The organism is Peterkaempfera griseoplana, from assembly GCF_001418575.1.
GTDB lineage: Bacteria > Actinomycetota > Actinomycetes > Streptomycetales > Streptomycetaceae > Peterkaempfera > Peterkaempfera griseoplana.
The window spans coordinates 1-18687 of record NZ_LIQR01000137.1 but is presented as its reverse complement, the minus strand read 5'-3'; the positions used below and the strand labels follow the sequence as shown (position 1 = coordinate 18687).

16 protein-coding genes and 1 pseudogene are annotated in these 18687 nt (G+C 69.6%); 13 read left to right on the top strand and 4 right to left on the bottom strand.

The features are described from left to right. Positions 1-14 precede the first annotated feature (14 nt). From AOK09_RS11545 to AOK09_RS11500, 11 genes are all read left to right on the top strand, one after another. Positions 15-857: a TauD/TfdA dioxygenase family protein gene (locus tag AOK09_RS11545; protein ID WP_055587063.1), complete on the top strand. Its 843-nt coding sequence runs from the start codon at positions 15-17 to the stop codon at positions 855-857. An 87-nt stretch (positions 858-944) separates the two neighbouring features. Further along, positions 945-2075 carry a DNA alkylation repair protein gene (locus tag AOK09_RS11540; RefSeq protein WP_055587062.1) on the top strand — a complete coding sequence of 377 codons (1131 nt, stop codon included), beginning with the start codon at positions 945-947 and terminating at the stop codon, positions 2073-2075. A 672-nt stretch (positions 2076-2747) separates the two neighbouring features. Further along, on the top strand, positions 2748-3791 hold the full coding sequence (locus tag AOK09_RS11535; protein ID WP_055587061.1) for an NUDIX domain-containing protein: 1044 nt from the start codon (positions 2748-2750) through the stop codon (positions 3789-3791). Between the two features lie 89 nt (positions 3792-3880). Continuing rightward, positions 3881-6403 carry an isochorismatase family protein gene (locus tag AOK09_RS41070; protein ID WP_175609288.1) on the top strand — a complete coding sequence of 841 codons (2523 nt, stop codon included), beginning with the start codon at positions 3881-3883 and terminating at the stop codon, positions 6401-6403. Between the two features lie 172 nt (positions 6404-6575). Continuing rightward, complete coding sequence (locus AOK09_RS11525; protein WP_055587060.1) at positions 6576-7997, top strand: NUDIX domain-containing protein; 1422 nt, start codon at positions 6576-6578, stop codon at positions 7995-7997. 99 nt (positions 7998-8096) lie between these two features. Next, positions 8097-8894, top strand: a complete 798-nt coding sequence (locus AOK09_RS11520) for a methyltransferase domain-containing protein (RefSeq protein ID WP_079062961.1) — start codon at positions 8097-8099, stop codon at positions 8892-8894. Positions 8895-9060: 166 nt separating this feature from the next. Beyond that, a complete protein-coding gene (locus AOK09_RS11515; RefSeq protein WP_055587071.1) occupies positions 9061-9633 on the top strand; it encodes an NUDIX domain-containing protein in 573 nt (190 codons plus the stop codon). Between the two features lie 125 nt (positions 9634-9758). After that, on the top strand, positions 9759-10370 hold the full coding sequence (locus AOK09_RS11510; protein ID WP_055587059.1) for an NUDIX domain-containing protein: 612 nt from the start codon (positions 9759-9761) through the stop codon (positions 10368-10370). Continuing rightward, positions 10367-11083 carry an NUDIX domain-containing protein gene (locus AOK09_RS11505; protein ID WP_079062960.1) on the top strand — a complete coding sequence of 239 codons (717 nt, stop codon included), beginning with the start codon at positions 10367-10369 and terminating at the stop codon, positions 11081-11083. The genes AOK09_RS11510 and AOK09_RS11505 overlap by 4 nt, the downstream gene beginning before the upstream one ends. Beyond that, the gene (locus tag AOK09_RS43660; protein WP_157875863.1) at positions 11083-11301 is read left to right on the top strand and encodes a helix-turn-helix domain-containing protein; all 219 of its coding nucleotides are present in this window, start codon (positions 11083-11085) and stop codon (positions 11299-11301) included. The genes AOK09_RS11505 and AOK09_RS43660 overlap by 1 nt, the downstream gene beginning before the upstream one ends. A gap of 87 nt (positions 11302-11388) precedes the next feature. After that, positions 11389-13281, top strand: coding sequence for an ATP-binding cassette domain-containing protein (locus AOK09_RS11500; RefSeq protein ID WP_055587058.1), 1893 nt, complete (start codon positions 11389-11391; stop codon positions 13279-13281). Positions 13282-14035: 754 nt separating this feature from the next. On the opposite strand, the gene AOK09_RS11495 is transcribed toward AOK09_RS11500, so the two are convergent. The 4 genes from AOK09_RS11495 to AOK09_RS11480 form a co-directional block, all read right to left on the bottom strand. Next, complete coding sequence (locus AOK09_RS11495; RefSeq protein WP_055587057.1) at positions 14036-14656, bottom strand: hypothetical protein; 621 nt, start codon at positions 14654-14656, stop codon at positions 14036-14038. Then, positions 14653-15828 (bottom strand): MAB_1171c family putative transporter, encoded by a 1176-nt coding sequence (locus tag AOK09_RS11490; protein WP_322973164.1) that lies wholly within the window; start codon positions 15826-15828, stop codon positions 14653-14655. The genes AOK09_RS11495 and AOK09_RS11490 overlap by 4 nt, the downstream gene beginning before the upstream one ends. Before the next feature lie 30 nt (positions 15829-15858). Continuing rightward, the gene (locus tag AOK09_RS11485; protein ID WP_055587055.1) at positions 15859-16443 is read right to left on the bottom strand and encodes an ImmA/IrrE family metallo-endopeptidase; all 585 of its coding nucleotides are present in this window, start codon (positions 16441-16443) and stop codon (positions 15859-15861) included. A 328-nt stretch (positions 16444-16771) separates the two neighbouring features. After that, positions 16772-17236 carry a helix-turn-helix domain-containing protein gene (locus tag AOK09_RS11480; RefSeq protein WP_055587054.1) on the bottom strand — a complete coding sequence of 155 codons (465 nt, stop codon included), beginning with the start codon at positions 17234-17236 and terminating at the stop codon, positions 16772-16774. Between the two features lie 621 nt (positions 17237-17857). Between AOK09_RS11480 and AOK09_RS11475 the strand changes: the two genes are divergently transcribed. Further along, positions 17858-18190, top strand: a complete 333-nt coding sequence (locus AOK09_RS11475) for a hypothetical protein (protein ID WP_055587053.1) — start codon at positions 17858-17860, stop codon at positions 18188-18190. Positions 18191-18192: 2 nt separating this feature from the next. Then, positions 18193-18687: pseudogene (locus AOK09_RS11470) on the top strand (hypothetical protein); the annotation flags it as partial.

The following is an 18687-nucleotide window of genomic DNA, read 5'->3' as shown; positions in this document are numbered from 1 at the left end:
CCCCCGGAGGCACGATGGACCTCGCTGTCACTCCCCTTCCCGGCGGCTTCGGCGCCCGCGTCGAGACCGACCTCGCCCGCAAGACCGGCTCCCCCGTGGCGCACGCGCTCACCGACGCGCTGCACCGCCACCGGGTGCTCGTCCTGCCCGGCCAGCACCTCAACCACGCCGACCTGCTCGCCGCAGCCGCCCTGTTCGGCGAGGTCGACACCGCCACCGACCGCCGCTACACCGTCCCCGGTTTCCCCGGCCTCACCGTCGTCTCCAACATCCACCAGGGCGGCACGCCGGTCGGCATCTACGACGGCGACCAGGAAGAGGAGTGGCACGCCGACAACAGCTTCAAACCCGAGCTGACCGCCGCCACCCTGCTGTACTCGGTCATCACTGCGGCCGAGGGCGGTGAGACCCGCTTCGCCGATGCCACCCGCGCCTATGCCGACCTTCCGGCCGATCTCCAGGCTCGGGTCGACGGTCTGAGCGCAGTCCACTCCGTCCATCACCTCGCGGCACAGCAGGCCGACGCGGCCGGCGGCCGCTCCTCCACCCAGGCCGGCACCCTCGTGCAGCTGCCCGAGGTGACCCACCCACTCGCCCCCGTCCACCCCGCCACCGGCGTCCGCGCGCTCCTGCTCGGCTCGATGGTCATCCCCCGTGTGGTGGGACTGCCCGAGGCCGACGGCCGGATGCTGCTGATCAACCTCCTCGCCCACACCACCGCACCCAATTACCTGTACACCCACCGCTGGAAGCAGGGAGATCTGGTCGTCTGGGACAACCGCGCCGTCCTTCACACGGCCTCGCCCTGCGACAGCACTCGTCACTCCCGGCTGCTATATCGCACGGTCGTTCGATAGTGGCCACGTCGATTCCAGCATCCTGTCACGGTGACACGCCGCTGGTGCGCCAGGTACCGCGACGGCCTTGTTTCCTAGGGTTGCCTCATGACCGAGCAAGCAGTGCGAAAGCCGTTGAAGGAAAGCGCGTTGAACTCGGAGCGGATCGCCCGGATCGCGGATGAGATTCACGCCGCCGTTCCCGGATTCGACCCGGCCGCGTTCACCACCGACGTGATGGCGGACCTTCCGCGCCTCGAGCTCAAGGCGCGGATTGACCGGACGGCACGCGCCCTGCACGAGCACTTGCCGTACACCGGGCCGGCCGCACTCCAGGCGCTGCTTGCCTCGCTTCCCTCCTCGCCCGAGGCTGCTGGGGTCGGCAACGACTTCGGCCTGCACACCTACTCGCCCTACTCGCGCTACGTCGCCCGGTACCACTGCAACGACGCCGAGCTGGACCAGGCGCTGGACGCCCTGGTGGTGTTCACCCGGTACTTCTCCGCCGAGGACGCCGTGCGCACGTTCCTGAACGCCTACCCGGACCAGACCCTGGCCGCCGTCCGCGCCTGGGCCGGCAGCGAGGACTACCGCGTCCGTCGTCTGGCCAGCGAGTCCACCCGTCCGGTGCTCCCCTGGTCCGAGCGGATTACGCTGCCGCCCACGACCGGTCTGCCGATCCTGGAGCTGCTGCACCGCGACGAGACCCGCTTCGTCGCTGCGTCGGTGGCCAACCATCTGCGGGACATCTCCGCCACCGACCCCGAGCTCGTCCTGTCGACGCTGGCCCGCTGGAAGCAGCAAGGGCAGGGTGCTGGGCAGTTCGACTTCATCTCCCGCGACGCCCTGCGAAATCAGGTCAAGAGCGGGAACGCGGCGGCGTTCGATTTCCTCGGCTTCCCCAGCCCGGCTCCGGTCGCCGTGTCGCCACTCACCATCATTCCCGAGCGACCGCGCGTCGGCGACAGCTTGACGTTCACCGCAAAGCTGTCCGTCACCGTGCCGGCCCCGCTGCACATCATGTACGTGATCACGCCCGTGTCCCCGGACAGGCGGCGCCGGGAGAAGGCGTACTTCCTGCGCCGCCTCAGCCTCTCCCCAGACGCCCCCGCACACCTGGAGAAGGCGCACCCGCTGCGGGCCAGCGGAACCGCGGCCGTCCGGCCTGGCCCGTACGAGCTGCTCCTCCAGGTCAATGGAGTGCGGTATCCGCCTGCGGCCTTCCACGTCCACGAGTAGCCGCCAGAGGCGGCCCTACGGGGCGACCTCGTTGCCTTCGCCCCGTCTGAACTGGGGCGGGGGCGGATTGTCAGACCCAGGTTCCATCATCAGTCAGGCGACAGTCGGGCACTCTCGGCAACGCAGTGATAACGATCAGCGAGGAGCTGCAGGTGGAGCCACCCGTCATCGAGTCGAACATCGCGGGGTGGCCAGCCGTCAGCGGCGCGCCCTTACGTGCCGTCGACCGCCCTCGGATGGCGTCGGCTCAACGCTCGAACCCAGTCTCCACGCGCCGCCCAGCTTCCGTCGTCTGCCGTCGGTGTGCGTGCGGCTGCGGCGGTCTGGCGCGCCGTGCCCGGGCGCCGCAAGGGGTGTCAGCCCTGGGCAATGAACTCGCCGCTGTGGTTTCTGGATTGGCACCATCGGGTGACCTGCCCGGCGACAGGGTTGGGACACGCCGGAGGCGGCTGCGATGCTCTTCGCCACCACCTTCCACGACGCCCTCGGACCGCCCTTCAACTTGGTCTGAATCGGGCTGTTTCGCCCTGCCTGGAACCCCGTCGTGCCCGTCCGCCTGGAGGTCCCGTTGCCCGTCGTCACAGGTTCCGTGCCGGCAGCCGAACGCCGAGCTGACACCGGCGCAAGGCTCATGCAGCGCTCGGTGGGCTGCGTTCAGCTCAGGAGCGGCCAGTGAGGCGCACCGGCGCCATCGCGCGCACGCGACGAGGTGTCGATGACCTGGTCCTGACCGCCGCTGGGGTCCTGGCCCGCGACCGGCAGGGCCGCTGCTTGCTGACGAAGATCACCTACGACCTTCATCACCCGTGGGCCGTGCCGGGCGGCGGGACCGAGGTGGGCGAGACGCCGCGCGTTACCGCGGCCCGGGAGCTCGCCGAAGAGCTCGGCCTCGACCTGGAGCTCGCCGGCCTGGCGTGTGTCGACTACTCGATCGGCCGCGACCGGCCGCCCATCGCCGCTTATTTGTACTGGCTCAAGGAGCCGCTCACCTCCGCCGAGTGCGAGCGGATCCGCCCTCAGCCTTCCGAGGTCGCCTCCTGGTCGCTCCACACCCCGCAGCAGTGCGGGGAGCTGCTGCCGCCGCGGCTCGGGCGCCGCGTCACTGCTGCTCTGGCGGCAGCCGACAACGGCCACGGCCCGGTGGCGCTGGTCGCCGGGCGCCCGCACGACCCGGAGGCCACCGTCGCTGCGCTGACCGCCGCCGAGCGGGCGAAGTCGACTCCCCGGTCCGTCCCCCCGCCCGGTGTCACCCTGCCGATGAACCGCACCGACTACATCGCCACCCGCCCGCGTGCCCACTGCGCCGTCGAGATCGTGATCACCCGCCCCGACGGCTGCGTGTGGCTCACGACGTCCTCCGGCGAACACCGGCTGCCCGGCGGGCCGGTGCCCGTCAAGCAGGAGCTGCCGCAGCAGACGGCTGCCCGGATCACCCGGCTGCGCCGGGCGGCGTTCGTGCCAAGAGCAATCGACTGGGTCAGCGACGCCACCACGCCGACCTTGACCCATGTCTTCACCGTGCTGACCACCGACGCCCCGTTGGGGGCAGGCGTGTGGGTCCGCGCCGACGACCTCCTCAACACGCAACTGCCGCGCCCGGACGCCGAGCGTGCCCTGTCTGTCCTGACGCGGCCCGGCTTCATCGAGCTGGTCGACGGGGCCCCGCCGCGGTCTGCCGACACCGCCACGACCGCCGACTTGGAGGGAGAGCAGTGAGCATCGAGTGCAACCCGTCTGCTGGCACGACGAGGTGCGAGCCGTCCGGCGTAGTGGAGCGGGAGCCGGGACGTCTGCGGGCAGAGCGGGTGGACCGGCTGGAGAAGGACGGGGTCCTGAGCGATCCGCAGGTGCGTGACGCGCTGCTGGCCGTGCCCCGGGAGGTGATCGTGCCGCGCGGCTACGTGCGCCTCAATGAGGTCGTCGGCACCAGCGAGTCCGTGTGGCGGTTCCTGGACGGTCACCACCCGGCCGACCGCGCACAGTGGCTGGAGGCGCTGCACGGCGAGGACTCGCTCATGGTGCAGCTACCCGGAGAGGATCCGCGCACCACCCCCCGGGGCCGGATCGTGGTGGGCGGCGGGTTCGCGTCGATGACGACGGCGGCGGTCGGCTCGGTCCGGCTGCTGCAGCCCCTCGGGCTTCAGCCGGGTATGCGGCTCCTGGAAGCCGGCACCGGCCCTGGGTTGGTCACCGCACTGGCCTGTCACATCCTCGGGGACCAGCACGTCACCTCCCTCGAGGTCGACCCGGCGATGGCCGCCGGCGCCCGCGAGCACCTGGCCCGCGCCGGGTACCGGCCGCGACTGCTGTGCACTGACGCGCTGGGAGGGGTGGAGGGTGAGCAGTTCGACCGGATCGTGCTCGGGTTCTCCACCCGTCAGGTCCCGGCCACGCTTCTGGACCAGCTCGCGCCAGGCGGGGTGCTGTTCGGCTGCGTGAACAGCGGCTCCGGCTCCTGGCCCGCCTCCGTGCTCGTCCACCGCACCGGCGACGGTGTGGAAGCAGTGATCGCACCATGGCCCGGATCCGGGACCGCCCGCGCGGCCGGCCAGGACTGGTACACGGCTCCGGCCGCCCCCGGCCCGATGGACCGTGAGCGCTGGTCGGACGTTGCCCTTCCCGAGCGCACCGGGCAGGGCGCGGGGTTTTGGCTGGCGGCCGGGCACATGCTCGGCCTGGTCCGTGGCACCGATCCCGAGGGCGGAGGGTGGACGCTGCACCACCCGGCCAGCGAATCCGTCACGGTCGCCACCCGGCCCGACGGCTCCAGCCGCTGGCACGTCGCCGCTGGCGGCCCGGTCGAGGTCTGGAAGCAGGTGGAGGAACTCCACCGGCGCTGGCAAGACGCCGGCGCGCCCGACCGCTACCGGCTGGACCTGACCGACCCGAACCGCCAGCGGGTCTCCTCGGGCTCCAGTGCGCACGCGCTGACCTGGACCCTCCCCGCAGCCCGCTCTTCGAGCCCGGATACGGGTGACCACGAGCAGGTGGGTGCCGCAGCACCGGGCCGCGAGAGCACGGCCGGGCGAGCAGCGGTTCCCGCCCAGGCGCCGGCCTCCGGCTCCGACGACGTGGGCTCGACGGCTGCCTGGCCGAAGAACTTCCGGCGATGGCTGGCCGGCGAGGAATGCTCGATGTGCGCCACGCCCGACCACGACGACATCGGCTGGGGCCTGCGGTACATGCGCGGCATCTACCTGGACGCCTATCTGTGGCGCAGTGGCCGGGTCCGTGGCTACACAGTCGTCCGTTGGAAGGGCTCGCGGCATGTGGCCGACCCCACCGAGTTGAGCGAGGAGGAGGCGGCCGGGTTCTGGCGCGAACTGCTGGCCGTGGGCGAGGCGTTGAAGCGCCACTACGAGCCGTTGAAGCTCAACATCGAGCTCTTGGGCAACGTCGTGCCGCACCTGCACGCCCACATGTACCCGCGCACCGTGGACGATCCGGCTCCCGGCGGACCGATGCCCTGGGCCTTCCTCGACGAGGGGCACCAGGACGAAGCTCAGCTCGCCGCGGACGTCCAAGCGCTGCGCCTCCTCATCGGCCAGGACGCGGGCAGCGCACCGGTCCGGGAGAGGGAGGAGGTGAAGGCGGCGGATCCGGGCACCGACCGCGCGACCAAGGCGGCGCAGCAGACTATGACCGGGCCCGGGGCAGGCGCCCTGGTGCATCAGTGGCGGATCGCCCCCCGCGAGTATGAGCGGCAGGAGGACCGCCGCGGGCGCCGCCATGCTTTCCTCGAGCTCGATCCGCTGCGAACCGCGCTGTTGGTCATCGACGTGGTGCCGTTCTCCGACGGCCCCTACCTGCGGGGCATCGTCCCCCAAGTCAACTGGATCGCCGACGTGCTGCGCCAGGCGGGCGGCCTGGTGTACTGGGTGCTGCCCGGCACCGGAGAGCGGCGGCCCGTGCGGGAGGAGTTCTTCGGAACCGAGGTCGCCGAGATGTTCCGCGTCTCCGGCGGCGCCGGGCCGCTGCCCGCCCGCCTCCTGGACGGCTTGGCGGTCGACGAGGAGCGGGACGTGCTGCTGGAGAAGACGGGGACAAGCGCCCTGTTCCCCGGCAGCAGCGACCTGCTCCAACTCCTGCAGCAGCGGGACATCACCACGCTCGTGCTGTGCGGCACCGTCACCTCGGTCTGTGTCGAGAGCACCGCCCGGGACGCCGCCGAGCTCGGATACCGGATCATCGTCGTCGCCGACGGCTGCGCCGACGGCACCGACGACGCCCACAACGCGAGCCTTCGCGCCCTGTACCGCTCCTTCGGCGACGTGCGCCCTGCCGCGGAGGTCCTCGGGCTGATCGGCGCAGGGAGCCCATCCAGGTGAGGCGCGCCCCCCTCGCCCTCACCGCACTGCTGCTGGCCGCTCCGCTGTGGGTGCTGTGGCGCTCATCCATCCGCGCCTGCAATACCTGCCCGAGCCAAGCGAACGGCCTGCCTCACACCTGCACCGTCCGACCGCCCACCACACGGCACGACCGAGAATGGAGACAGCGCCGATGGCCGCCGTCCACGAGCACGCCCCCGAGACCGGACCGGCCCCGCAACGTTACGGCGAGCCGGTGGACGTCCACCTGATCCTGCGTCGCGGGAACGAGGTGCTGCTCGCCCGCCGTGCCGGGTCCCCGTACGCCAACGGCCTGTTCAACCTCCCCTCCGGTCACGTCGACGGCCCCGACGAGGACATCGTCGACTCGGTGATCCGCGAGGCCCGCGAGGAAACCGGCATCACCGTGGACCGGGCCGATCTGCGCCTCGCGGTGATCGTGCAGCACCGAAACCCCTACGGGAAGCAGCGGACCGGATGGTTCCTCGAAGCGAGGCGGTGGACCGGCGGCGAGCCGCGGATCTGCGAGCCCGACCTGTGCACCGAGATGGGCTGGTGGCCGATGGACTCGCTGCCAGAGAAGGAACTCGTCGCCTACTGCCACGCCGGCCTGGACGCCTACCGACGCGGCCAGCACGTCGTACTGCACCGGCAACAGCCCGGCGACACCGTCGCGTACCAGCCCCAGGGTCCGCAGCGAAGCCACGCCCTCCCCCTCACCAGGGCTGACAGCATCCAGCCGGACAACGCGCTGCTGGCCTTCGCCGAACGCGTCGCCGGCCCGGTCGCCGAGGTCGAGGACACGTCCTGGCCGCGCCCGGAGAGCCAGGTCTGGCGCCTCACCACCGAGGCCGGGCCTGCCGTCTTCCTGAAGGTCCACCAGAACGCGCACTTCCACGAGCGCGAGGTGACCGCACTACGCGGCCCAGCGACGGCGCTCGGCGAGCACGCGCCCAGGCTGTTGGGCGCCGACGAGCAGCTGAGCGCCGTCGTGATCAGCGAACTGCCCGGCCGCCTTCTCAAGCACCTGATGCTGCCGAGGACCGACCTGGCGCAGGTATACCACCAGGTCGGGGTGCTGGTTCGAACGTTCCACGACGCCGCCGCGCCCACCCCGGGACCTGCTCCCACCGACTACGCCCACAAGGTGGACCGGCACCTGGCGGCCGCCCGCCCCCACCTCGGGGACGGCGACGAAGACCTGGTCCGCGCGCTGGTCGCCCGCCTCGATCACATCTCGCCGCTGCTCCATGTGCCGACCCTCGGCGACCTGGCGGACCGCAACGTCCTCGTCGCCGACGACTTGACGGCCCGGCTCATCGACTACGAGCGCTCCGAGCCCGGCCCGATGGTGCGGGACCTCGTCCGCCTTGCCGACGAATGGGCCTACCGCCCCGACCTCGAAGCCGCATTTTTCTCCGGCTGCGGGCGCACGCCCACCCCCGTGGAGACCGCGCTGCTGCCCGTACTGGAAGTGCTCGACGCGGTCTCCGGCATCGCCTGGGGCAGCGCCAATGGGGGCCGCGACCGGCACCTGGTCCAGCGCGGACAGCGCACCCTCGCTCGCCTCCGCGCCGCCATCCCCAAGCCGTGACCCCGGCGGACGGCCCGACACGGCGAAGGAGGCCGGCCAACCCTGCAGCGGACCGACCGGCGGACCGGAACACCAGGACTTCGAAGAGGGAGGAATGACATGGGTGTGGGATTCGCGATCGGCGAGGAACAGTGGCGGGCGCGCCTGGGCACGCTGCGGCAGAGGGTGCGTCAGGAACTCGTCACACGGCAGCTCAGGATGCACCTCCCAGACGCACCCGGCCGGCGCGTACTCGACATCGGCTGCGGGCAAGGCACACAGGCCCTCCATCTGGCTCGCCGCGGCCACACGGTGGTCGGACTGGACGCCTCCGGCCAGCTCCTCGATGACTTCCGTGCCGCCCTGGCCGCGGAGCCCGCAGACGTCGCGGAGCGCGTAGCCCTCGTGCAGGGCGACGCGGCCGCCGTGGGCGACCTCGTCACGCCGGGCAGCTTCGATGCGGTGCTGTGCCACGGGGTGCTGATGTACCTTCCCGATCCCGGACCAGTGCTGGATGCCATCACACAGGCTGTGGCGCCGGGCGGAATCGTGTCGCTGCTGGTGCGCAACGGCGACGCGCTCGCGATGCGCCCCGGTCTCCTCGGAGATTGGGAAAACGTCGCGCCGGCGTTCGAAGGCAGCGGCTACCGCAACCGGATCGGTGCCGACGCCCGCGCCGACCGGTTGGACGAGCTGACCACCCAACTGGAGGAGCGAGGGCTCACCGTTCCCCAGTGGTACGGCGTCCGGGTCTTCACCGACACCGCCCCGGACGACGCGCCGCTCCCGGCCCCGGCCGTTCTGGATGCTGTCCTGGACCACGAGGAACGGGCAGGCCGCACCGACCCCTACCGGCGCGTCGCCGCACTGCTCCACCTGATCGCGGTCCCCGACGCGCAGACACCGACCGGCCGGTGAATCCCGTCAGCCGCAGCCCGGCATCCCACAGCGAAACGAGAGCCGAGGCAACAACTGGCGTGCCCTTTGCCTGGCCAGTGATGCGCGTGCGACCCGACGACATGGCGGAGGGTCCGAGCCCAGCGGCCTGGTCACCCAGACCGACAGAGAGGACAACACGACCGTGATGACCGACAGCGACCGGCGCGCTCTGCTCCTGCAGGATCTAGACGCCATCAGCCCCTGGGACTTGATGGAGGCCAAGCACCTTCAGGAGACAGCCGCCTGGATCCGTGACGGCTCCCCGTTGGACCGGACCGTGTTCGACGAGCCCGACCCGCACCTGGTCGCGTACTTCGTCGTGACCGACCCCGACCGCGAGGAACTCCTCCTCGGACACCACCGCAAGGCCGGCCTGCGTCTGCCCAGCGGCGGACATGTCGAGCCCGGGGAACTCCCCTGGCAGACAGTCGTCCGCGAGGTGGAGGAGGAACTGCGGCTCCCGGCTGTTCCCCTCCTCGGCCGCAACCCGCTCTTCGTCACCCGCACGCCGACGGTAAGCCCGCGCAGTCACACCGATGTGTCCTACTGGTTCGTTCTGCGTGCCCACCGCGAGGACGTGGCCTGGTTCGATCCCGGCGAGTATTTCGCGGTCGAGTGGCTGTCCTGGCGTCAGGTTCTCGATGAGCCCCTCCAGCAACTCGACCCGAACATGCACCGGTTCACGAGCAAGCTCCTGGCTGCGGTGACGACCGGTTGACCGCGACGGCCCCCGGCGGCGAGGTCTCCGCGCAGATTGTCTGCGGGCCGGGTCTGCCCACGCGCTGAAGAGCATGCGGAGCGCCGGCCGGGCGCTCAACGTCCGAGAGAACCCGAGGTGATGCAGTGACCGACCAGCAGACGGTGGCGGACAGGACGGTGCGGGAGGTGACCGCGAGCACGTTCCTCCTGCGCCGAGACGCGGGCCTCTGGAGCGTGGGACTGATCTGGCACGACCGGTTGGGCAGCCACGTGCCGGCTGGCGGCCACGGCGAGGTCGGGGAGGGAGTGCACGACGCCGCTGTCCGCGAAGTCCTGGAGGAGACCGGTCTCAAGGCCCGCCTGATCCCTGGGCCCACCGCACCCACCCCGGTCGGCTTCCCCCACTCTCCTGTTCCCGCTCCGTGGTGGATCTGCGAGGGAGACGCGAGCCCCGACAGCCACACCAGCACCCCGCACACCCACGTCGACCACATCTACCTGGCCCTCGTGAACGTGTCCGCGGCCACCGGGCAGCAGGCCGACCACCAACTCACCTGGTTCACCCACAGCCGCCTGAGTTCCGACCCGACCATCTCCGAGGACAGCCGACTCCTTGCGCTGCAGCTGATGTCCTGGCTGGACGGCGCCCCCGCCGACGCCGAGGACGACCCGACGCAGCTCAGCACCCACCTCGCGCACCAAGCAACCTTGGGCCTCGTGTCGGCGCAGCACAGCCAGAAGGGGGAGGAAGCGTGATCGACGGTTGGACCACGCTCTCGTCGACCGTCGAGTACACGGGAATGCGGATGCGGGTGCGCCGCGACTCGGTCCGGCGATCCGACCAGAGTCTGGGGACGTACGAGTACATCGAGTCCGTCGACGGGGTACGCGTCGTGGCCCTCGACGACCGGGACCGGATCGCCCTGGTGGAGGAGAACGTCTACGTGGCTGGCGAGCGGCTGCTGATGTGCCCCGGTGGCGGATGCGAGGTGGGCGAGGAGCCGTTGGCGGCCGCGCAGCGAGAGCTGGCGGAGGAGGCCGGCATCCGCGCCGCCCAGGTCGAGCTGCTCACGATGATGTGGCGAATGCCCGCCGGTGCGCGTACCCGCGAACACCTCTACCTTGCCCAGGGCCTGAACGTCGGCGAGCACCACCGGGATGCGAGCGAGGCCGACATGGAGCTGCACTGGGTGTCCCTGGACCAGGCGGTGGACATGTGCAGCGACGGCCGGATCACCGAGGCCGGCACCCTGGCCGCGATCCTGCTCACCGCCCTACGGCGCAAGCGCACCGAGACGCAGCCCCGCCCAGGCGAACCCCAAGCCCCGCTGGCACTTCAGAACAGCTCCGGCGCCCGGCCCAAAGGGCCGGAGCCCGGCGGCAACCGACCGCTCACAACTTCACCGCAGTCCGCTTCGGTCTATCCGCACCGCATCTCACAGCGGCAGAGTCCACCGTGCTACGGCTGATGGCCGCTGATACGCCCAACGTTGAGATCGCTGCTGCACTGAACCTGACGGCCGACACCGTCGGCAAGCACGTCGTGCGGGCGCACCAGGCCCTCGGTGCTCTCAGCAGAGCCCACGCGACTGCGCTCGGATCCGCTCACGGATTGGTCCGGCCGGAGGACATCCAACACCACTACCGGTCAACCGCCTTCGGCGTCCCTGCCCGGCCGGTGGGATAGCGCGGGACCTGCACACCGCTCACCACTCTTGATGGAGGTCCAGGCACTCATGACCAGTCCGCAACTCGCCGCTGAGGAGACATACAGGTGACCGCTGCCGATACCGCGAAGGACGACAACACAGAGGCTCCTCCTCCGTTGCCATCTGCGGAGATCACCTTCGAGGGGCACTACGGGAAGAACCCGCTGGGGGATGCCTCCTTCAGACACCTGTGCTCCAAGTTGCCGTCGGTGCTATGGCAGACGGGGCGCATGGCGTGGAGCATCGACCGGCGCACAGTGGTCATGCTGATTGCTAGTCAGCTAGTCGGTGGAGCTGCAGCGGCTGTGCTCCTGGTCGCGACCTCCCGGGCGATGCGACCGCTCCTAGGCGGCGGACCGGCGTCCGACCGCATCCGCGCCGCCCTCCCTGCCCTGCTGGTCATCGCCGTTGTCGCCGCCATCGGACGGACCACGGCCGCACTCTCCTCCTATGCGGACGGCCGGATCACGCCGCCGCTGACGACGGGCGCCGATACGAGCATGGTCGAAGCGGTCGTCCGCGTAGAGGCGGCGGCCTACGGCGAGGAGGGGTTCGCCGACCGGCAGGAAGCCGCCGAGATGGGCGTGGTGCGCACCACCATGATGGTCAAGGACGCCCAACACTTCACGGCCGCCCTGATCCGTATGATCGCCGCTGCGGGTGTCCTCCTGGTACTGCACCCACTGATGCTCCTCCTGCTCGCACTCGCCGTCCTGCCGGCCGGGGCAGGGGCGGTGATGTCCGCGCGGGTCGACTACGAGACGCACTACGCCAACATCGGCGACCGCAACGTCCGCAGCATGATGCGCTGGTGGGCCACTACCCCCAAGCTCGCCGACGAGGTCCGCGCCAACGGGATGACGGAGTACCTGCTGTTCTGGTATCGCTCCCTGTCCGGACGCATCGACCGGCGCACCCTGGCGATGGCACCGCGGATGCTGCGGATCACGTTGGCCACCTCCGCTCTCGGCGGGATCTTCCTCCTGGGCACCTGGGGCGCTCTGGCCTGGCTGGCCGTTACGGACCGCGTCAACCTCGCCGTCGCCGCGACGGCCGTCGTCGCCGTCCAGACTTCGCTGGCAGCCCTCTCGCAGGTAGTCATCAGCGGAGCGGCGGTCTTCCATACTGGCCTCTACCTCGCCGACATGCGCCACTTCCTGGACCTGGCCGCCGAACGCGCCCCGAACCGCGGCGGGCTGACCGTGCCCGGCCAGCCGCAGGTGATCCGGTTGGACGAGGTCGTCTACCAGTACCCCAACAAGCAGACCCGCGCCGTCGACGGACTCTCGCTCACACTGCGCCGCGGCGAAGTCGTCGCGGTCGTGGGCGGCAATGGATCGGGCAAGTCCACCCTCACCCGCCTGATCACTGGCCTGTACCTCGCCGACAAGGGCCGGGTGACCTGGGACGGCATCGACCTGGCCGACGCCGACCCTGCCACCGTGTGGGCACGCACAGGGCTGGTCCCGCAGTTCTTCGGCCAATGGCCGCTCGCCGTACGGGAGAACGTCACCCTGGGCCAGCCCATCACCTACCACGATGGCCCCGTATGGGACGCCATCGACTCCGTAGGCATGCGCGACGCCGTCGAGGAACTCCCCAAAGGCCTGGACACGCTGCTCGCCCGCGAACTGTGGGGCGGCAGCGAACTCTCCGGCGGACAGTGGCAGCGCCTGGCCTGCTCCCGCGCGCTCTACCGCCGCCCACCCGTACTCATCCTCGACGAGCCGACCTCGGAGATGGACGCCCGCGGTGAACACCAGATGTTCGCCGCACTCAAGCAGATCGCCCGCGCCCGGATCACCATCGTCGTCACCCACCGCATCGAGAACACCAAGATGGCCGACCGGATCATCGTCATGGATCGCGGACGGATCGTCGAAGAGGGCCGCTACCAGGACCTGGTCCACTCCGGCGGGCTCTTTAGTGAACTCCACGCGCTGTCTCAAGACCGCTGACCCCCACCCAAGGCCCGGGCCCCCGCGTAACTGGCGGCACGCGCCTTGCTCGTCCGCATCCTTCTGATCGGACGCACCGACCGGTTCTATATTTTCTGGCGAGCGTCTATGAGTCGCCGGAGCGTGGGGGACGCGTACAGGCGCATTGCGGTCTTCCACTCGCGATAGGCATCGTCTTTCCGTCGCTCGTGGAGGAGGTGCTTCACCCAGGTGTGTGCGATGCAGTCGTCCGTCGTGAGGCCGGTGGCAAGTTCCTGGGCCACGGCTGCCACAAACCGGAAGTCTCTGGCCGGGATGAAGTTAAGGTCGATGCGTGTGGCATCTCGTGTATATCTGAATAGGTAGCGATTCTCGCCGGCCGGGCCGATGCGCGCCTTCTGGTAACTGGCCCGTCCCGCGAGTAGATTTCGGAGATCATTCAGATCGTGGCAAAATTCAGGCATGGGCAAATAGAAGTCGATGTCGGAATTGCTGAGGGCGGTGCCGTTGCAGGAGGACCCTATGGGGTGAGGCCGTAGCCCTGTCCATGCCTCGCATGCAGCTTGGGCGGCGCGTTGTAGGGAGGCCAGGCGCTGCTGGTGTACTGCATTCTCTTCATAGAACTGCTCGGCGAGCTGACGTTCATCGGGGTGGAGTTGGCGGAGGTCCAGCCATCCCCTTGTGAGGACGCAGAGAAGGTCGTGTTCTGTGCTGGAGGGGCGCAGCTCTGCCCTCGTGGATACCTGACAGCGGTGCATGGTCTAGGTCAGAAGCTTCAGCGGAGGAGAGCGAAGGTGAGGGCAGCGGCGCTGCCGAGTGCCGTTCCGGCGAGGACTTGGGGAAGGGTGTGGGCTTTGAGGGTCAGGCGGGACCAGCCTATGGCCGCGGCCGCGGCCACGGTGGGGAGCATCAGTAGGCCGAAGGCGAGCAGGAGGATCATGACGGTGCCGCCGGCCACTGAGTTGTGGATGGAGATCTGCCACCAGACTGTGACCAGCAGGGAGGTGGCCAGGCCCACGAGCATCGCGATGACCAGGGCGGAGACGTCCGTGGGGGCGCCGAGGAGGTGGAGCAGGGTGATGCCGGCCACGACGGGTATCAGGCTGAGGGCCATCGGCAGGACGCGCTGACGGCGGATGCGGATGTGCTTGTCGGTGAGTCCGCCGCGCCTGACGCCGGCCAGCACGATGCCGAGCGGGATGACGCCGCAGAACAGGGCTGCGAGCAGTCCCCACCCGAGGCCTGTCGGGGAGCCGGTGCCGTGCCAGCCGACGAGCAGGAGCAGGGCGATGACCAGGTTGGCCGGGGCGAGGACGTCGGTGACGATCCGGGCTGCCTTCTGGCTCGTGGTGCAGTCGACGAAGGCTGGGGGTTTGGGCGGCGAGAAGGTGCTCACAGACGGACTTCCGAACGGTTGAGACGGGCGAGGTGCTGACGTGCGAACTCCTCGCTGAGTGGGGAGAAGTAGGCGTCGGAGAGTGAGGCCAGGACGAGAACCTCGGTGTCCAGGTCGGTGCCGGCCTTTGCAGGGGGCTCCACGGTGCCTGAGGTGAGGTGGCCTGCCACCCGTGCCTCCCGGGCGGCGCGGACCCAGCAGGCTTCTGCTGCCGTGGCCGCGGCGGTGTCGGGAAGTCCGGCGTCCTCGACGTGGTCGGCCGCGCGGAGTCGGACTGCGACGGGCGCGCAGTCGTTGAGCACCAGGATGGCGTCGCGGATCTCGATCGTCCGCCGGTAGAGGCGTTCGCGCGGCGTGCGGACGTTCAGGAGGTCGCGGAGCGGGGTGGGGCGCTGCTTGAGGCGGATGTGCGGTGTGGCGGAGGTGAGTGCGTCCCACAGGGGGTAGAGCCGGTGGACATCGCGGTGGTGCCGTGCGGCCTCGCGGATCTTCTCGACGGCGGGAAGGGTGCTGCCAGCGGCGATCAGGAGCAGAGGAATGACGGCGAGCAGGGCGTTGATGGCGCTGTCCGCGTTCTTGCTCACCGGGTGGACGTTGAAGCGTTCGGTGAACAGCATGCCGGCCCGGTGGATCGCGTAGAGGATGCCGATGCTGGTTCCCAGGCAGATGATCGCCAGTCCGCGCTGTAGTAGGACGGGGCCGGGACGGCGTGACCACCGCCAGGACAGGCGGGTCGCGGTGGCCAGGGCCCACCCGAAGTAGAGGGTCCAGATCAGGGTGTAGGCGGTGATTCGCAGGTCGCGCGGATAAGCGAGCAGCATGTCCACGGCTTCGTGTGGACGGCCTGCGGCACCGAACAAAGTGATCATGAGGGCCGCTGTCGCGATGGGCACGACCGTGTGGGCCCTGGCCCTGGTGGGCGGGCAGGCCGCGCTGGCGAGCGCGCCGTCCAGGAAGGCCACGACGCAGGCCGCTGCTGTGACTGCGGCGAGGTGCTTGAGCAGAGCCGAGAGGCTGTTCACTCCGACGAAGAGGTCGAAGGCGCGGGCCGCTCCGTTATTCGACAGCAGTAGGTTCGACGCAAGGACGGCAAAGGCCACCCATAGAGGGCGTTTCTGACGGTTCCGCCATGCTCCGGGGGCGCGCCAGATCGTGATGAGCCACAAGACCACCGCTGCCGTGACGTTCAGGTAGAACACGGCTCATCCCTCGCTGAGCGCGTTCATCAAGTGGTTGACCAGTTGGTCGTCCGGACCATTGGCGGCCGTCTCCGACCGGTGCACGTACTCGGCGATCAGGCCGGCCAGGGACTCGGCCGCCTTCTCGTTCTCGTCGGTGTAGCTCGTCCTTCCGAGGGCGCTGACGACGGTGTGACGCGGAATCTCCGGCCAAGCCGCCGCAGCCAGGGCGAGCGCGGCCTCTTCCGCTTCCCGCTCCATTTCCTCGCCGGACAGCCTGTCCTCTCCAGGAAGACTGGAGTGGCCCAGGAGCATGTGGCAGAGCTCGTGCAGGATGATGTGCACACGGTGCAGGGGGCTGGTGGCCTCCTCCACGAAGATGTGGTCGGCATCCTCCAGGGCGATCCAGACCCCGCACGGAGACGAATGGGTCGCCGACTGCCTCTCCATCGCGTGAATGTGAATGGGGCGGCCGCGAATGGCGGCGAGGTTGTCGCAGAGTTGCTCGATGGAGAATGGGTGGGGGATCTCCAGGCGGGAAACGACCTCGCGAAACGCGTCGTTCGCGACGCGGGAGGCCGACTCTTTCCTTGTGCGCCGGATTCGCATGCTTGTCCCTGGATGGTGCGATGGTTCCGCCTCCCGCGGGCAAGCCGTGGAAGGCAAGATCAGCTTATGCGAGTACGCGTGTCCCGAACATGATCAACCGCATGGTGGGACCCGTTCTGGGTGCAGTAACTGCGGAGCGTAGATGCGCGGCGCGGCGCTCGGTCCCAAGGTGTCCGCTTCTTCCCGACGCAAGCGGGAGTGCGGTCACGTTCGGTTACCGTTTCCGTTATCCAACGGTGATCTGAGTTCCCATTAGTTTTTGCCTGCGCGTCGAAAGGCTCGGGGCAACTCGCCGATGGGTGGGATGTCGTGGCGCCCCAGCCCCTTGCTATGCCTGCTCGTCCTTCAGGCCTTCAAGGGTTCGTGCTCGCTCGATGAATCCAGCCAAGAGGTGCAGCGTTTCCTCGGACAGCCCATTGGCCCGCATTGCGATGTTTCGCACGTTGTTGTCCCGCATGAGGGCTTCCAGCTCGGCGAGAGCCGCCGCCGTGGAGCCTGCCTCGCCCCCGGCCTCGGCGGGCGGCTCATCATCGATGAAGTAGGACGCCCGTACCCCGAAGGCCCTAGCCAGGGCCTTGAGGGTGCTCGTTGTGGGGTTGCTCTTCGTCCCGTTGCGGATCTTCTGGATCGCGCTCGCGCTCAGCTTCGCCGAGGGGTCTCCGATGCTGTCCGCGTACCGTGCGGTCAGCTCGGCCACTTCGGGGATGGTGTAAGGCCCGCGGCCCGAGGGGTGACGCGTCTTGAACAGGTGATCCAGCCGGTCGGCTACGGACCTTCCTCCCTGATCGGCCATGGGTCCGCTCCATTGAGTCGCCAAGTTGTTCCCCACACTGTAGTGCACTGTCGCCCCTACTCGAAGGCGTCGCTGCGCACTCTGGTCTCCCCAGTGTCGGGACTTTGGTGTACGTTGAGCCCCAAGATCGACGGACCCTGGTGTCTGTCCCGCAGGTGGGAGCGGTCTTCGGTCCTGGTGCGACGTACGGTCCAAGGGAGGGCGAGATGAAGGGGCAGGGTGCCTGCTGCCGGCGTCAGCCGCTCCGCGCTGTCATCGGCCGAAGATAAGCGGTCAGTCCCAAGCCGGGGGATGAAGTTCGCGATGGGGGCTCTACGAACTGCCGCCAGACGTGACCCGGTGCGCGGCGTATTCCTTGCTTGGTCACGGGGGTCGCCGTATGGTCGCTGGTCCAGTCGATGATCAAGGAATCGGCTGGCGGGGAAAGGGGAGGGCAGGGACCGCGGCGGATGGGCCGGGGAGCGCGAACGCGACGAGGGGAAACGACAAAGCGCCCGGGAGCGGGAACTCCCAGGCGCCGGGTCGCACACCCCGTAGGGCGCGGATTCACAACCGAGGCAGATCGGCCGGTCTTTGGACGGACAACGCCGGGCTGCCCCCATATCAAGGAGCCAGTTTCGCATGTCCGCCACCGCGCGTACAGGCGGGGCACGGGCAGACCTGCCTGCAGAGCCCCGCAACCACCCCGACTCCGAGCATGAGGACGCCGTGCAGGCGCTGCGGGCCGTGCTGCCCGAAGCCGCCACGGTCCTACGGATCACCACCGCCGCATACCCGGCGAAGGCCTACGACAGGGGCGGGCAGCTGCTGCCTGTACCCCGCGCCGTCGGCCGCGCCGTCGCCCACTGGGTCATCCGGGCCCACCAAGGCGCCGACTGGACCCAGCCGCACGACCTCGACCTGGCCACCGGCTGCCTGGTGCCCAGCCGCCTGACTGCGCAGGTGGGGCGGTAGCCATGGCGAGAATCCGCACTATCAAGCCGGAGGCGTTCGTCTCCGAGTCGCTGGCGCAGGTGTCCCTCACTGCCGAGCGGACGTTCTTCGGGCTGCTCACCCAGGCCGACGACGAAGGCCGCTACCGCTGCAACGCCGCGATCATCGCCGGTGCGCTGTGGCCGCTGCGCCCCGCGCACACCCCCGTGCACGTCGAGCAGGATCTCCAGCAGTTGGCAGCCGCCGGGCTGATCTGCCGTTACACCGGCTGCGACGGCCGGGAGTACCTGCACATCACCGGCTGGGCCAAGCACCAGCGCATCAACCGGCCCACCGCCTCCCGCTTGCCGCCCTGCCCCCAGCACCACCCAACCGCCCGCTGCGGCACCTGCGCGCAGGATCACTGCGCCGGCAAGCCCGCCGCCCTCAGCGACTCACTGAGCCCTCACACATCCCTCCAGCAGCCGCCAACCGCCACCACCGTCCCCACGACGCCCACCCCGCAGGATCTCCTGCAC

Excerpts from the sequence above, each read along its gene's own strand:
- AOK09_RS11545 (WP_055587063.1), top strand. The coding sequence starts at position 15 with ATGGACCTCGCTGTCACTCCCCTTCCCGGCGGCTTCGGCGCCCGCGTC.
- AOK09_RS11540 (WP_055587062.1), top strand. The coding sequence starts at position 945 with ATGACCGAGCAAGCAGTGCGAAAGCCGTTGAAGGAAAGCGCGTTGAAC.
- AOK09_RS11525 (WP_055587060.1), top strand. The coding sequence starts at position 6,576 with ATGGCCGCCGTCCACGAGCACGCCCCCGAGACCGGACCGGCCCCGCAA.
- AOK09_RS11520 (WP_079062961.1), top strand. The coding sequence starts at position 8,097 with ATGGGTGTGGGATTCGCGATCGGCGAGGAACAGTGGCGGGCGCGCCTG.
- AOK09_RS11515 (WP_055587071.1), top strand. The coding sequence starts at position 9,061 with ATGACCGACAGCGACCGGCGCGCTCTGCTCCTGCAGGATCTAGACGCC.
- AOK09_RS43660 (WP_157875863.1), top strand. The coding sequence starts at position 11,083 with ATGGCCGCTGATACGCCCAACGTTGAGATCGCTGCTGCACTGAACCTG.
- AOK09_RS11485 (WP_055587055.1), bottom strand. The coding sequence starts at position 16,443 with ATGCGAATCCGGCGCACAAGGAAAGAGTCGGCCTCCCGCGTCGCGAAC.
- AOK09_RS11480 (WP_055587054.1), bottom strand. The coding sequence starts at position 17,236 with ATGGCCGATCAGGGAGGAAGGTCCGTAGCCGACCGGCTGGATCACCTG.
- AOK09_RS11475 (WP_055587053.1), top strand. The coding sequence starts at position 17,858 with ATGTCCGCCACCGCGCGTACAGGCGGGGCACGGGCAGACCTGCCTGCA.